Raw genomic sequence first — 15296 nt, forward strand, 5'->3', positions numbered from 1 at the left:
GTTCTTAACCCCTGACGGAGAGTCACTGATGCCTATCATCAACAGCCAAGTTAAACCGTTCAAAGCAGACGCCTTCAAAAATGGCGACTTCGTGAAAGTGTCGGACGCTGACCTGAAAGGCAAATGGTCTGTCGTATTCTTCTACCCAGCCGACTTCACTTTCGTTTGCCCGACTGAACTGGAAGACCTGGCTGACAACTACGCCGAGTTCGAAAAACTGGGCGTCGAAATTTACAGCGTTTCTACCGACACCCACTTTGCCCACGCTGCCTGGCACAACACTTCGCCAGCCATCGGCAAAATCCAGTACACCATGATCGGCGACCCGACCCACGTCATCTCTCGCAACTTCGACGTACTGATCGAAGAAGCTGGTCTGGCTGACCGTGGCACCTTCGTGATCAACCCTGAAGGTCAGGTCAAAATCGTTGAACTGAACGATGGCGGCGTTGGCCGTGACGCTTCCGAGCTGCTGCGCAAAATCAAGGCTGCTCAGTATGTTGCTGCTCACCCAGGCCAGGTTTGCCCAGCCAAGTGGAAAGAAGGCGAGGCCACTCTGGCTCCGTCCCTGGACCTGGTCGGCAAGATCTAAGTCTGTGACGCGCACCATCAGGGCGGAACTCCGCACCTACTAAGTAAGCTGCACCGCCCTCAAAAAACGCCCGGGCGAGATTCGCTCGGGCGTTTTTTTATGTCTATGTCAAAAGGAAATCGCCCGTATGTTGGACGCCACTCTTAAAGCCCAGTTGAAATCGTACCTGGAACGGGTCACCCAACCGATCGAGATCGTTGCTTCCCTCGACGACGGTGCGAAATCCCGGGAAATGCTCGAAATGCTGAAAGACGTTTCCAGTCTTTCCACTCAAATTACTCTGCTCGATAACGGTGACGATAACCGTAAGCCATCGTTCTCGATCAATCGCCCCGGTGCCGATATCAACCTGCGTTTCGCCGGCATCCCGATGGGCCACGAATTCACTTCGCTGGTGCTGGCCTTGCTGCAGGTCGGCGGCCACCCATCGAAAGCCAGTGCTGAAGTCATCGAACAGATTCGTTCGCTCAAAGGCGAGTTCAGCTTCGAGACCTACTTCTCGCTGTCCTGCCAGAACTGCCCGGACGTGGTCCAGGCGCTGAACCTGATGGCCGTGCTGAACCCGAACATTCATCACGTCGCTATCGACGGTGCGTTGTTCCAGGCCGAGGTCGATGAGCGTCAGGTCATGGCGGTGCCGAGTGTCTACCTCAATGGTGTCAACTTCGGTCAGGGTCGCATGGGTCTGGAAGAAATCCTCGCCAAGCTCGACACCACCGGCATCGAACGTCAGGCGGAGAAGATCAGCGCCAAGGACGCTTTTGATGTGCTCGTGGTTGGCGGTGGCCCGGCAGGTGCCTCGGCGGCAATCTACGCTGCGCGTAAAGGCATTCGCACCGGCGTTGCGGCTGAGCGTTTTGGCGGGCAGGTGTTGGACACCATGGCCATCGAAAACTTCATCTCCGTGCAGGAAACCGAAGGGCCGAAACTGGCCAGCGCGCTGGAAGAACACGTCAAGCAGTACGACGTCGATATCATGAATCTGCAGCGTGCCACTGCGCTGATCCCGGCGAAAAATCCCGGCGAACTGCACGAAGTGCGCTTCGAAAGCGGCGCGACGCTAAAAACCAAGGCGCTGATTCTGGCGACCGGCGCTCGCTGGCGTGAAATGGGGGTTCCGGGGGAGCAGGAATACAAAGCCAAAGGCGTATGCTTCTGCCCGCATTGCGATGGTCCGCTGTTCAAAGGCAAGCGCGTTGCGGTGATTGGCGGCGGTAACTCCGGCGTTGAAGCGGCGATCGATCTGGCCGGTATTGTCAGCCACGTCACGTTGCTGGAGTTCGACAGCAAGTTGCGTGCGGATGCTGTGCTGCAGCGCAAGCTGTTCAGTCTGCCCAACGTGGATGTGATCACCAGTGCGTTGACCAGTGAAGTGAAGGGCGATGGCCAGAAGGTCAACGGTCTGGTTTACAAAGACCGCGATTCGGGTGAGTTCACTACGATCAACCTGGAAGGCATCTTCGTACAGATCGGTTTGCTGCCCAACACTGACTGGCTCAAAGGCACCATCGAGCTGTCACCTCGCGGCGAGATCATTGTGGATGCCCGCGGTGAAACTTCGATGCCTGGCATATTTGCTGCCGGTGACGTGACCACCGTGCCGTACAAGCAGATCGTGATTGCGGTGGGCGAGGGCGCGAAGGCTTCCCTGAGCGCATTCGATCACCTGATCCGGTCGTCAGCCCCGGCGTAAACACCCCGACGCTGAAAACACAAAACCCCATGAGCGATCATGGGGTATTTTGTTTCACGCCAGGAATTACATCGCTGCAGGCTGAATGATCTCGACCCAGTAAGCATCCGGGTCCTTGATGAAGGCCAGGCTTTTCATGCGGCCATCGTTGAGGCGCTTCTGGAAGTCGCAGCCCAGCGCTTCGAAGCGCTCGCACGCGGCCACAATGTCTGGAACCGAGATGCAGATGTGGCCGAAGCCGCGTGGGTCGGTATTGCCGTTATGGTAGGCAAAATCCGCGTCGTTTTCGGTGCCGTGGTTATGCGTCAGTTCGAGAATGCCGGGGATCGACTTCATCCATTCGGTGCGAGCAGCCGCGTCGGCCGGGATCTGGTTTTTGTCGACCAGTGCGAGGAAATACAGGCTGAATTCCGCTTCCGGGAAATCACGTTTCTCCACCAGCGAAAAACCGAGTACGCGGGTGTAGAAGTCCAGCGACCTGGTGATGTCCTTGACCCGCAGCATGGTGTGGTTGAACACGAATTTCTGGGTCGCGGTGTCGGGTTGGGCGGTGACGCCCGGGACGTTGTTCAGTTCTTGCAGGCTCATGGGCCCTCCGGAAAATAGTTGGGGCTGTCGATGCGTCAATGATACGCAAGGGCGCCTGCATCACCAAACGCAAACCGCCAGCTATTGCCTGTCCGTCGCGTGAGGCTCAGACTTTGACGGTCAATTCACGAGTGTCTTTCCGCGATGATTCGATTCCATCAAACTCTGTTTGTGCTGATTTGCCTATTGTCCGGGGGCACGGCTGCGCTCGCCGACACACCGTTGATCAGTTGGCCGAACGGCTGGGAAGTCGAGGCAGTGCCGCAAGATGACGCCTCACCCAAGGTGTCCCGCCAACGGGCGGTCAAAAACGATGCGGGAGGCACGCCGGTGGTCGTGATGGAGCTGACCATGACGCCAGTCGCGAGCGACCATCAGGTCAATCTCCAAGGGGTGTTGCTGGAGATGCGCAAGTCGGTGCAGAAGGATTTCTTTCAGAGCGGTTATCAGAGTGTTTGCAACAAGATTCACCCGGCCACCCTGAGCCGACTGACAGCACTGGAAACTACCTGCACCATTACGCAGAACGGGCGGCATGTACTCTCGCAGACATTGGTCGCGGCAGTGGATGCTGACAAGGCCTATGTTTTGTCGTATGCAGGTCAGGCTGAAGCTTACAAGGCGAGCCAGGTCGAGATAGAGGCTGCACGTAACAGTCTAAAACTTTAATGACAGTCATTTTTCGGGTGGTTTTGTTCGCGTAGATAACTGCTTAGAAAATTAGAATAAAGTTGTCCCCCGATTCGAAAAAAATCCTGGTCAGCTCGTCGCCTTTAGAAGAAGTTCATGAAAGGCCCTGCACGTACAGGGCTACTGCGAGTGACTGTTGTACTCAACCGCGCAACCAGGAATCGACGGTGGACGCGCCGTACTTTTCCTTCCACGCTTTCAGGCCGCGATGATTGCCGCCTTTTGTTTCAATCAATTCGCCAGTGTGTGGATTCTGATACACCTTGACCACGCGCGCGCGGCGGGTTTTCGGTGCGGCAGACTGTTGCAGGCCTGATTTCGCCGGATTCGGATCGAGAATGGCAACGATGTCGCGCAAACTCTTGCCATAGGTTTTCATCAGTCCCTGGAGCTTTTCTTCGAATTCGATTTCTTTCTTGAGCCCGGCGTCGTTCTTCAGGGATTCCAGCTGCTTGAGCTGTTCTTGAAGAGCCTTTTCAGCTGCACGGAATTCAGCGAGTCTGGACAATATCTTTACTCCAATAATGGGTTTGGCTGATACCAACCGCAAACAAAGCTACAAGCCAAGAGCCTTGAAGCGACTCGGTGATAAGAGGCTCATCCGCCCATCTAGGGCAGGTACCAAAAAATTGTAGTAGTTAATCAGCAAAGAGTAAATCTTGACCTTGTCTGCATGTAACAAGTGTAATGTTCTGATTCAATTTGGTGCGTTAACTCGTTGTCTTGCCATAAATTAATTCGAGTTAATGATTACTTAATGCGCTAATGAAATCAGCACCGGACATCGGTCGTCCATACAGATAACCTTGCAGAAAGTTGACGCCGTGGGCAGTGAGGTATTCACTTTGCTCTTCTGTCTCCACGCCTTCGGCAACGATGCCCAGGTCGAGCTTGGCCGAGAGTTCGATAATGGTCTCCAGAATGTGTCCAGAGAGCGCGTCGGCGCCGATCATGGCCACGAAACTTTGATCGATTTTCAGAAAATCGACGTTGAATTGCCGCAAATAGCCCAGGCTTGAATGCCCGGTGCCGAAGTCATCAATGGCAATCATCACACCCAGTTCGTGAAGCCGTTCGAACAGTTGATGGGTGATGGCGGTCGGCTCGATGAGTTCGCGTTCGGTCAGCTCCAGCACCAGGTTGACCGCACCGGGCGCGAATGCATCGAGAAACGCACGGCAATCGTTGACCAGTTCCAGATCTTTACAGTGGCTGGCGGTGATGTTTATGCCCACATGAAACGGTCCGTTGAATGAAGCCTGCACAGGCGCGAGTATGCGCGCCGTCTGCTGCATCAATGAGCGCGTCATCGGTACGATCAGTCCGGAGTGCTCGGCAAACGGAATGAACAAGTCCGGTCTCACCAGGCCTTCCCTCGGATGATTCCAGCGCATCAACACCTCGGCGCCGGACCACTTTTTATTGTCGCCATGCACGACGGGTTGAAAGTACGGAATGAACTCCGCCGCTTCCAGGGCGCGCTGCATTTCGTGGCTGGGTGAGGTCGCGCGCTTCTGCAGGATGTGCCCGATCGCACCCGAGACGATGCCAAAGAAAATCAGCAAGCTGAACAGTGGGGGATACTCGCTGCTCATGTAGCGCCAGGTTTCACCTTCGGGGAAACCGGCAGCCACAGTGAACGCATAGCGGCTGGAGCTGAGTTTGCTTTCGGCGACCGGCAGATCGGGAAGGGCGTCGCGGTGCACCTTGCCGTCGGCAGACAGCCAGTTTGGGCCGACCTGCAAGAGCAGGGAGGTTTTACGGCCGATCAAACGGAGCACATTGCTCAGGTGATAGCCGTCCAGCGTGGTCAACGCACCCTGTTTGCCTTCGCTGAGCCGATACACCAACAGAGACGTATTGGGCGTGACCGGATTGCCGTTCATCAGCCACAACTTTCCGTCGGTGTAATCACCCGGGTTGACCTGCTCTTGAAAGTCGCCGAACAACGAACTGCAATAAAGATCGTTGTCCCACACCAGATTGGTCGAGCGCACGAACGGGCGGCGAGTGACCTGCTCACGCAGCGCGAGTTTGACCTCTTCGCAACGTTGACCCGCCAGCGGCAGTAGTTCCCGCGCCGCTTGGGCAGTGTTATCGAGCATCAATTCAAATTGACGAACGGCCTCTTCGGCGATGTGCTCGGTGCTCTGTTGAAGAGTACGCTGGGCTTGCATGTAAAGAATGGCGACCCCGAGTGCCATCGGGATCAAGCCGCTCAACACAGTGACAGCGATGCGGGCGCTGCGGTTGCGTCGGGATTTTACGCTCAGTGGCATTTGCGAAACCTGTGACGAATAAAGGGCTATCAAATGCTGGCAGGTCAACGGCCTCCCAAAAAGAGTTCGATCAGCAGGCCATGATAGTTGGCCTTGACGGCTTGTGCTGCTTGCGTGGGCAATTTTCGTGTGTGACGGGGCCTTGCGCCGGCCGCGCAAAGGAGGATTTCATACAGAAGACGGACAAACCTATTTACGCTGTGTAGAATCCGGTTACGCATATAAGAATAATCGTCTTCTGGCAGCAGAAGCCTCGCTCGTATCAGCCCTGGGTCGTCAATGAAGAGTTTCGGGTTTCAATTGATCTACGGTGACTTCCTCGCCCGCAGCGTGCGGGGCATCTCCTGCGCGCCACCCGCCGGTCTCAGCATTACTCGTTAGTAACGATTCGTTAATTGACAAGAAAAATGATGAGGCGCCAAACCATGGCAGATTTATACGAAAACCCGATGGGCCTGATGGGCTTTGAATTCATCGAATTCGCATCGCCAACTCCGAACACGCTGGAGCCGATCTTCGAGATCATGGGCTTCACCAAAGTCGCGACCCACCGTTCCAAAGCCGTGCACCTGTATCGTCAGGGCGCGATTAATCTGATCCTCAACAACGAACCTAACAGCGTCGCCTCATACTTCGCGGCCGAGCATGGCCCGTCGGTGTGCGGCATGGCGTTTCGCGTCAAGGATTCGCAACAGGCCTATAAACGTGCGCTGGAACTGGGCGCGCAACCGATCCATATCGAAACCGGTCCGATGGAGCTGAACCTGCCGGCGATCAAAGGCATTGGCGGCGCGCCGCTGTACCTGATCGACCGTTTTGGCGAAGGCAGCTCGATCTACGACATAGACTTCGTGTACCTCGAAGGTGTGGACCGCAACCCGGTTGGCGCTGGTTTGAAAATCATTGACCACCTGACCCACAATGTTTATCGCGGGCGCATGGCCTACTGGGCGAACTTCTACGAGAAGCTGTTCAACTTCCGTGAGATCCGCTACTTCGACATCAAAGGCGAGTACACCGGTCTCACGTCCAAAGCGATGACCGCGCCGGACGGTATGATCCGCATCCCGTTGAACGAAGAGTCGTCCAAAGGCGCGGGGCAGATCGAAGAGTTCCTGATGCAGTTCAACGGCGAGGGCATCCAGCACGTGGCTTTCCTGGCGGATGACCTGGTCAAAACCTGGGATCACCTGAAGAGCATCGGTATGCGCTTCATGACCGCGCCGCCAGAAACTTACTACGAAATGCTTGAAGGCCGTCTGCCGAATCACGGCGAGCCGGTTGATGAACTGCAATCGCGCGGCATTCTGCTGGACGGTTCTTCGGAATCGGGCGACCGTCGTTTGTTGCTGCAGATCTTCTCGGAAACCCTGATGGGGCCGGTGTTCTTCGAATTCATCCAGCGCAAAGGCGATGACGGGTTCGGTGAAGGCAATTTCAAGGCACTGTTCGAATCGATCGAGCGGGACCAGGTTCGTCGGGGTGTGTTGTCCACTGACTAAACCTGTCGCATAAAAAAACCGGTCGCTGACCGGTTTTTTTTGGATCAAACAATCGCAGCTTATGGCCGTCGCTGTCGCATCAGATGCTTGAACCCCTCAAACACCAATACCACCACCGCCAGCCAGATCGGAATGTACGTCAGCCATTCGCCGGCCTTGATGCTTTCCCCCAGCAGTAGCGCAACGCAGAGCAACAGCACCGGTTCGACATAACTGAGCAAGCCAAACAGGCTGAACGGCAGCAGCCGGCTGGCGATGATGTAGATCACCAGCGCCGAGGCACTGATGACACCCAGCAGCGGGATCAGCAGTGACAGCCATGGGTATTGATCGAACACCGCAAAACCTTGCTCGCCGGTCTGCACGAACCAGAACGCGACGGGCAGCGTCAAGGCCATGTCCAGCCACAAGCCGCCCAGATTGTCTGTCGCCAGCCGCTTGCGCAGGATGAAATACGTCGGGTAGCCAACGCACACCAGCAACGTCGCCCACGAAAAACCACCGACCTGGTAGATCTCGTTGAGCACCCCAAGGCAGGCCAAAAATACTGCAACTTTCTGCAGATACGACAGGCGTTCGCCGTAAGCCAAACGTCCGGTCAGGACCATGGTCAGCGGCAACAGAAAATAGCCCAGCGACACATCAAGGCTATAGCCGTTGAGCGGCGCCCACATGAACAGCCAGAGTTGCACACCGAGCAGGGCAGAAGAGGCGACCAGGCCGGCAATCAGTTTTGGCTTGGCACGCACATGCCTGACGATCTCGACCACCCGTTTCCATTCCCCGGACACCAGCATGAACGCGGTCATGCAGGGCACGGTCAAGAGCATTCGCCAGCCGAAAATTTCTACACCGCTCAGCGGCGTGAGCAGAGACGTGTAGTAATACATGACGGCAAACAACACCGAGGCTGACACCGAGAGAGCGATACCTTTAGACAAACTGTCCTCGCGAAGTTGAGGGTGAAACAGGGGGGCGGAGGATACGTGGTTTTTGCCAACAGTATTGACCAGTGATCAATACGAAAAACTGTGTGTGTTCCTCAGTTCTGGCGTGGTTGTCTGCCCGACACAAAATGGCTCACATCATTGAAACCCGGTGTCGACGCATGCCCCGGGGTCACCAGGGAATCGATAAACGCTTCATCGTCGGCCGTTATCTTCACCGTTTGCGCTTTAGTGTAGGCGTCCCACTGGGCTTCGGTACGCGGGCCGACAATGGCCGAGGTCACAGCGCTGTTGTTCAGTACCCAGGCGATCGCGAACTCGACAATGCCCACGCCACGACCTTGCGTGTATTGCTGAATCTGTTGGGCAATGCGCAGCGATTCAACGCGCCATTCTGTTTCCAGAATGCGTTTATCGGCGCGGCCGGCGCGACTGTTGGCATCCGGTTGCGCATTCGGCGCATATTTGCCGCTCAACACGCCGCGCGCCAGCGGGCTATATGGCACCACGCCCAGACCATAATTCCGGGCCGCGGTGATCTGTTCCGACTCTGCCTGGCGGTTGACGATGTTGTACAGCGGCTGACTGATCACCGGTCGGTCGATGCCCAGCTTGTCGGCCACGCGAATCACCTCGGCGATGCGCCAGCCTCGGTAGTTCGACAGGCCCCAGTAACGAATCTTGCCCACGCGGATCAGGTCGCCGATGGCCGACACCGTCACTTCCAGTGGCGTTTTGTGATCTTCGCGGTGCAGGTAGTAGATATCGAGGTAGTCGGTGCCCAGGCGAGTCAAACTGGCGTCGATGCCGTTGAAAATGTGCTTGCGACTCAGGCCGCTGCGGTTCGGCACACCGTCGACGGGGCCGAATCCCACTTTGGTCGCCAGCACCCATTCGTGGCGATTCCCGGCGATGGCTTCGCCGACGATTTCTTCCGAGCGGCCATTGGTATACACGTCAGCAGTGTCGATGAAATTGATGCCCTGGTCCCAGGCCTTGTCGATGATTCGCAGTGAATCTTCGGTGCTGGTCTGTTCGCCAAACATCATGGTGCCCAGGGTCAGGGTGGACACCTGCAAACCCGAATGACCCAGCGTGCGGTAGCTCATGACGAAATCCTTTTGCCAGTGGGAAAGGCTCAATCAGATACCACAACAGTCTGGCGAGGCAAATGAAAAAGATCGCAGCCTGCGGCACCTTGGTGATAAGGAGGCTCTCTCTTTATCATGATTTTTTGCGAGGCTAAGGGTAACGTTGATCGCTCTGAGCGTTTTGCGGCCACACCAGTGGACCGCATTCGTTGTGTCTGCGCGCGGGGTTTGCCGATCTGCTCTGTGCAAGTGAACAACCGCCAATTCGTCACGCTGCCAAGGATCAACCCTATGTTCGAACTCGATCACGACCTGGCCCAGGATATCGTCGACCGGGCAATGGCCATCCTGCCGTACAACGTCAATGTCATGGACAGCCAGGGCCTGATTCTGGGCAGTGGTGAACCGGACAGAGTCAACACGCGCCACGAAGGCGCGCAGCTGGTGCTGGCCAACGGGAGAGTGGTGGAAATCGACGCGCAGACCGCGATCCATCTCAAAGGTGTTCAGCCGGGGATCAATCTGCCGCTGCTGCTTGATCAGCGTTTGATCGGCGTGCTTGGCATTACCGGCGACCCCGAGCAATTGCGCACTTATGCCGAGCTGGTTCGCATGACCGCGGAAATGCTGGTGGGCCAACGCAACCAGCAAGGCGAGCAGCAATGGCGGCGCCAGCGTTGCGCTGATCTGCTGGCATTGCTGATGACTGAGGCCGGCGATTCGCCGCGGCTGATCGATGAAGCGCAACAGCTCGGCCTCAAGCCGCAGCTTAACCGGGTGCCTTGTCTGTTCGAGCTGGGCATGGAACACGGACCGGGGCAAACCGTTGACGCTCTTGGCGCCTGGCTGACCAGCCGTTATCCGGACAGTTGGTGCGTCAGTTCCGCGAAATCTTCATTGCTCTGGTGCCGACCGGCCAGCCAGACGATTGAAAACGAACAGTTGCTGGAAAAGCTGGAAGGCCTTGGCTGGAATATTCTGCGCATTGCCGTGGGCGGGCAGGCCGAGGGCCTGGCGGGGTTGCGCCGTTGTTATCGGCAGGTGGCAGATCTGCTGGCGTATGGGCGCGACGTTTTGCCCGCATCACGATTGTTGACGCTGAGCCGCCATCAGCTACCCGTGTTGCTATGGCGGCACCGCGCTGATGATGCGCTGGACGAGCTGCTTAGCCCTTTGCGCAAAGTCATCGCCAGAGACGGTAACGGCCAGTTGCTCGCGACGTTGCGCAGCTGGTGCGATCACGATGGCCAGAGCCAGGCTTGCGCCGATGCGCTGGGCATTCATCGCAACAGTTTGCGCTATCGCATGGAGCGCATCGCCGAGTTGAGCGGCGTCGAACCGCTGCGGCTCGACGGCATGCTCGCGCTGTACCTGGGCGTTCAGCTGCTCCCGCACCACGAAGTCCCGGCGCTGTAGCAGGTAGCGAGGCCGGGAGGCCGGGAGGCCGGGAGGCCGCGAGGCGTATTTGTAGCAGCTGTCGAGCTTGCGAGGCTGCGTCCGGGCAGCGGGTTTGTCAGAATGAACAATAATCCTCTCTGCCGCTTGTGCAGCCGACCGGCGTTATTGTCCGGGGCAGCTGGCAGCATGAAGGCATTGCCCAGCGGAGAATTCCCATGAAAATCGTCATCGCCCCCGATTCGTTCAAGGACAGCCTGAGTGCCCAGGCGGTGGCCGACGCCATCGCGTTGGGGCTGGCGGACGTCTGGCCCGATGCGCAGTTGATCAAGTGTCCGATGGCCGATGGTGGCGAAGGCACGATCGAGTCGGTGCTGGCGGCCTGCTCAGGCCAATTGCGTCGGGCCAGCGTTCGCGGGCCGTTGGGGGCTGCGGTGGATGCCGCTTGGGGCTGGTTGCCCGACAGCCACACGGCCATCATCGAAATGGCCGAGGCCAGCGGGCTGCAACTGGTCCCGACAGGGCAGCGGGATGCGTGCGTCAGCACTACGTTCGGCACCGGCGAACTGATTCGTCAGGCGATGGATGCTGGAGCGCAACGGGTGATCCTGGCGATTGGCGGCAGCGCCACCAATGACGGTGGCGCGGGTGCAATGCAAGCCCTGGGGGTGAAACTGCGAGATGCTCAGGATCAGGAATTGCCACCGGGCGGCCTGGCGTTGGCGCAATTGGCGCGGATCGATCTGAGTGAACTTGATCCGCGCCTCGCGCAGGTACGCTTCGACATTGCCGCTGACGTCGACAATCCACTGTGCGGCCGCCACGGTGCCTCAGCGATCTTCGGACCGCAGAAAGGCGCCACGCCGCAGCAGGTCGAGCAATTGGACCGCGCCCTCGGACACTTCGCCCAACACTGTGCCGCCGTCCTGGGCAAAGACGTGCGCGACGAACCGGGCAGCGGCGCTGCCGGCGGTCTGGGGTTTGCGGCCAAAGCGTTTCTGGGGGCGCAGTTCAAGGCCGGGGTCGAGGTGGTGGCTGATCTGGTTGGCCTCGCTGAAGCGGTGATAGAGGCTGATCTGGTCATCACCGGCGAAGGTCGTTTCGACGCCCAGACCTTGCGCGGCAAAACGCCCTTCGGTGTTGCGCGGATTGCCCGGCACCAGCGGGTGCCGGTCATCGTCCTCGCTGGCACGCTGGGCGAGAATTATCAGGCTCTCTATAAGCATGGCATCGACGCCGCATTCGCGCTGGCCAGCGGGCCGATGACGCTGGAGCAAGCGTGCGCCGAGGCGCCACGGTTGTTGCGAGAGCGAGCCACCGATATCGCCCGGGTCTGGCGGCTGGCCACGCGCAACACCTGATCAAATTTGAGTGGATGGGAGCGATACGCCCGCAACGATGGGGGAGAGCGTAGCAGCGGACGCAGCCTCGCAGGCTCGGCAGCTGCTACAGATCAGGCCGCAGCTGCTACAGAGTCAAATATATTTTCGCTGATGCACGCGGGAATTCTTAACGCCAGCCGATACAGCTAACAGGCGCACCCACCTTCTTACATCAGTGCCGCCAAACTGAACCGGGTGCCGCAAACCCGGCCATTCAGTCACCTCGGCAAGGACGCTCGCCGTTTCATCATCCGAGTATCGTCCTATGTCCCTGCGTAATCTGAACATCGCGCCCCGAGCATTTCTGGGTTTCGCCTTTATTGCTTTGCTGGTGGTCGTCCTGGGCATGTTCGCTGCGAGCCGTCTGACGATCATCCACAAGGCTTCCATGGACATGGGCACGACACAGCTGCCCAGCGTCGGATTCCTCGGCAACATGACCGAAAACGTCCTGCGTATGCGCATTCTTTCGTTCCGGGTGCTGGTCAACCGGGATCCGGCCGCGTTGCAGGAAGCTAAGGCACGAATTGCCGTTCTCGTCGACAAGCTCCGCAGTGCGCAGGCCAGTTACGCGGCGCTGCCGGCTCAGCCGGAAGAGATCGCGCTGTACAAGACATTCACCGCGACCCTCGACAGCTACATGCAAGCGCAAACGCAAATGATAGAGTTGTCGCGGCAGGGCAATCTCGATGAAATGCGCAGCCTGATCAATACGCGGATCAAGGACGGCACCGACCAGATGGGCGAGCAGCTCAACAAACTGGTGGCACTCAATACGCTTTACGCGAAGGGCGCCCTGGCGCAGGCGGGCGAAGAATACCGCAACGCCATTACCGGCATCATTGTCGTGTCTGTTGTTGCCGCATTGATGACCGTATTGTTGGCCTGGTTGCTGACTCGAAGCATCGTCACGCCATTGAATCGCGCGCTGACAGCCGCGCAAACCATCGCGAGCGGCAATCTGAGTAAAGTCATCGAGGTCGACGGCAAGGATGAACCGGCGCGTTTGCTTGGCGCCTTGTCCGCCATGCAGGACAACTTGCGCAAGACCATCGAACAAATCGCCGGTTCCGCCACTCAGTTGGGGGCCGCAGCCGAGGAACTCAGCGCGGTGACCGAAGAAGCATCCCGCGGGCTGCAACAACAGAATAACGAGATCGAACAGGCCGCGACCGCCGTCAACGAGATGACGGCGGCCGTGGAAGAGGTCGCGCGCAATGCGGTTTCGACTTCGCAAGCCTCGAACCATTCGACCCAGGTGGCACGTGATGGACGTGATCGAGTGGTGGAAACCGTCGACGCTATTCAGACCATGACCCATGACGTGCAGAACACCTCCCTGATGATCGAAGGCCTGGCTGCTCAGGGGCGCGATATCGGCAAAGTGCTGGACGTGATCCGCGCCATCGCCGAGCAGACCAACCTGTTGGCCCTCAACGCTGCCATCGAAGCGGCGCGTGCCGGGGAAGCCGGTCGTGGTTTTGCCGTGGTGGCGGACGAGGTGCGGGCGTTGGCCCATCGGACAGCACAATCGACTCAGGAAATCGAGAAGATGGTCGCCGGCATCCAGAACGGTACCGGTGAAGCGGTCTCCTCGATGCAGCAAAGCAATCATCGCACTCAGAGTACTTTGGAGATGGCCCGTGCCGCTGGCGTGGCCCTGGATCAGATCACTCAATCGATCCAGCTGATCAATGAGCGCAACCTGGTGATCGCCAGCGCTTCGGAAGAACAGGCGCAAGTATCCCGTGAAGTCGACCGCAATCTGGTGAATATCCGCGACCTGGCCACGCAGTCCGCCGCTGGCGCCAACCAGACCAGCGCAGCCACGCATGAACTGTCGCGCCTGGCTGTTGATTTGAACGCGATGGTGGCGCGATTCGTGATTTGAGATAGGGTTGAGACTGGATCCCGCGCGACAGGAGAAGCACATGCGCTATTCAGCCTTGACCCAACGAATCGCCGGTGACGGAGCGGCGGCCTGGCAGATTCATTATCGAGCGCTGGAATTGCGCGAGCAGGGCGTCGACGTGCTGTTGCTGTCGGTGGGTGATCCGGATTTCGACACCCCCCGACCCATCGTCCAGGCCTGCGTCGACAGCCTGCTGGCGGGTGACACGCATTATCCTGACGTGCGCGGGATTCGCGGATTGCGCGACAGCATCGTCAACCGCTATCGACGGCACTGCGGCCAGGTGCTGGAGGCCGATCAGGTGATCGTCGTACCCGGCGCTCAGTGCGGCGTCTATTCGGTCGCGCAATGCCTGTTGAATCCAGGTGATGAAGTCATCGTCGCCGAGCCGATGTACGTGACGTATGAAGGCGTGTTCGGCGCCATCGGGGCGAAAGTGGTGCCCGTGGCGGTGCGTCCGGAGAATGGCTTTCGCATCGATCCGGCAGACGTCGCGGCGCAGATCACTGCCAAAACTCGCGTCATCGTGCTCAACAGTCCGAATAATCCTTCTGGTGCGAGTTTGTCCTTGATGATCTGGCAGCAGTTGGCAGCGCTGTGCATTCATCACGACTTGTGGCTGATCAGTGACGAGGTTTACAGCGAGCTTTTGTACGAGGGCCACCACATCAGTCCGGCCAGTTTGCCCGGCATGGCCGAGCGCACGGCGACCATCAACAGCCTGTCCAAATCCCACGCCATGAGCGGTTGGCGGGTGGGCTGGGTGCTGGGGCCGAAAACGTTGATCGACCATCTGGAGCACCTGTCGCTGTGCATGTTGTTCGGCATCCCGGAATTTGTCCAAAAAGCGGCACAGGCGGCGCTGGAAAGTGATCTGCCGGAAGTGGCGCTGATGCGCGATGAGTATCGTCAGAGGCGTGACCTGGTGTGCGCGAGCCTGAGCCGCTGCCCGGGCATTCGACCGATTCGGCCTGATGGCGGGATGTTCGTGATGGTTGATATTCGCCAGACCGGGCTCTGTGCGCAGCGATTCGCCGAACGTTTGCTGGACGGATATGGCGTCTCGGTGCTGGCGGGCGAAGCCTTCGGCCCGAGCGCGGCGGGGCATATCCGTATTGGTTTGGTGGTGAGCCAATTGAAACTGGCCGACGCCTGCCGGCGGATTGCGTTGTGCGCAGGGGATCTTATCGAAGGGCGGCGCGCCTGAAGATTTTATGGTGTGTGT

The 15296-nt window shown here is 58.3% G+C and carries 13 protein-coding genes; 8 read left to right on the forward strand and 5 right to left on the reverse strand.

All coding sequences use genetic code 11. From position 1 onward, the window contains the following. Positions 1–28 precede the first annotated feature (28 nt). Positions 29–592: an alkyl hydroperoxide reductase subunit C gene (ahpC, locus tag ACYZTS_RS18750; protein WP_028620043.1), complete on the forward strand. Its 564-nt coding sequence runs from the start codon at positions 29–31 to the stop codon at positions 590–592. Positions 593–719: 127 nt separating this feature from the next. Beyond that, positions 720–2285, forward strand: coding sequence for an alkyl hydroperoxide reductase subunit F (ahpF, locus tag ACYZTS_RS18755; protein ID WP_461991145.1), 1566 nt, complete (start codon positions 720–722; stop codon positions 2283–2285). A gap of 66 nt (positions 2286–2351) precedes the next feature. On the opposite strand, the gene gloA is transcribed toward ahpF, so the two are convergent. Then, positions 2352–2873 carry a lactoylglutathione lyase gene (gloA, locus tag ACYZTS_RS18760; protein WP_028620045.1) on the reverse strand — a complete coding sequence of 174 codons (522 nt, stop codon included), beginning with the start codon at positions 2871–2873 and terminating at the stop codon, positions 2352–2354. A 144-nt stretch (positions 2874–3017) separates the two neighbouring features. Here gloA and ACYZTS_RS18765 point away from each other — a divergent pair, with 144 nt between their 5' ends. Then, the gene (locus tag ACYZTS_RS18765; protein WP_461991147.1) at positions 3018–3542 is read left to right on the forward strand and encodes a DUF4946 domain-containing protein; all 525 of its coding nucleotides are present in this window, start codon (positions 3018–3020) and stop codon (positions 3540–3542) included. Between the two features lie 163 nt (positions 3543–3705). Here the strand turns inward: ACYZTS_RS18765 and ACYZTS_RS18770 are convergent, their stop codons facing one another. Continuing rightward, positions 3706–4071, reverse strand: coding sequence for a histone-like nucleoid-structuring protein, MvaT/MvaU family (locus ACYZTS_RS18770; protein ID WP_028620047.1), 366 nt, complete (start codon positions 4069–4071; stop codon positions 3706–3708). A gap of 235 nt (positions 4072–4306) precedes the next feature. After that, complete coding sequence (locus ACYZTS_RS18775) at positions 4307–5842, reverse strand: EAL domain-containing protein (RefSeq protein WP_461991149.1); 1536 nt, start codon at positions 5840–5842, stop codon at positions 4307–4309. A gap of 425 nt (positions 5843–6267) precedes the next feature. Between ACYZTS_RS18775 and hppD the strand changes: the two genes are divergently transcribed. After that, positions 6268–7344: a 4-hydroxyphenylpyruvate dioxygenase gene (gene hppD / locus ACYZTS_RS18780; protein ID WP_028620049.1), complete on the forward strand. Its 1077-nt coding sequence runs from the start codon at positions 6268–6270 to the stop codon at positions 7342–7344. A gap of 59 nt (positions 7345–7403) precedes the next feature. Here hppD and rarD read toward each other — a convergent pair whose 3' ends face one another. Further along, the gene (gene rarD / locus ACYZTS_RS18785) at positions 7404–8285 is read right to left on the reverse strand and encodes an EamA family transporter RarD (RefSeq protein WP_461991152.1); all 882 of its coding nucleotides are present in this window, start codon (positions 8283–8285) and stop codon (positions 7404–7406) included. A 101-nt stretch (positions 8286–8386) separates the two neighbouring features. Further along, on the reverse strand, positions 8387–9400 hold the full coding sequence (locus ACYZTS_RS18790; RefSeq protein ID WP_461991153.1) for an aldo/keto reductase: 1014 nt from the start codon (positions 9398–9400) through the stop codon (positions 8387–8389). A 273-nt stretch (positions 9401–9673) separates the two neighbouring features. Here ACYZTS_RS18790 and ACYZTS_RS18795 point away from each other — a divergent pair, with 273 nt between their 5' ends. From ACYZTS_RS18795 to ACYZTS_RS18810, 4 genes are all read left to right on the forward strand, one after another. Then, on the forward strand, positions 9674–10798 hold the full coding sequence (locus ACYZTS_RS18795) for a sugar diacid recognition domain-containing protein (RefSeq protein ID WP_461991155.1): 1125 nt from the start codon (positions 9674–9676) through the stop codon (positions 10796–10798). A gap of 197 nt (positions 10799–10995) precedes the next feature. After that, entirely contained in the window at positions 10996–12138 is a 1143-nt protein-coding gene (locus ACYZTS_RS18800) for a glycerate kinase (RefSeq protein ID WP_461991157.1), read from the forward strand. A gap of 286 nt (positions 12139–12424) precedes the next feature. After that, the gene (locus ACYZTS_RS18805) at positions 12425–14050 is read left to right on the forward strand and encodes a methyl-accepting chemotaxis protein (RefSeq protein WP_461991159.1); all 1626 of its coding nucleotides are present in this window, start codon (positions 12425–12427) and stop codon (positions 14048–14050) included. 40 nt (positions 14051–14090) lie between these two features. Next, positions 14091–15278, forward strand: coding sequence for a pyridoxal phosphate-dependent aminotransferase (locus ACYZTS_RS18810; protein ID WP_028620055.1), 1188 nt, complete (start codon positions 14091–14093; stop codon positions 15276–15278). The last annotated feature ends 18 nt before the right edge of the window (positions 15279–15296 follow it).

It is taken from the genome of Pseudomonas sp. TMB3-21 (assembly GCF_054898145.1).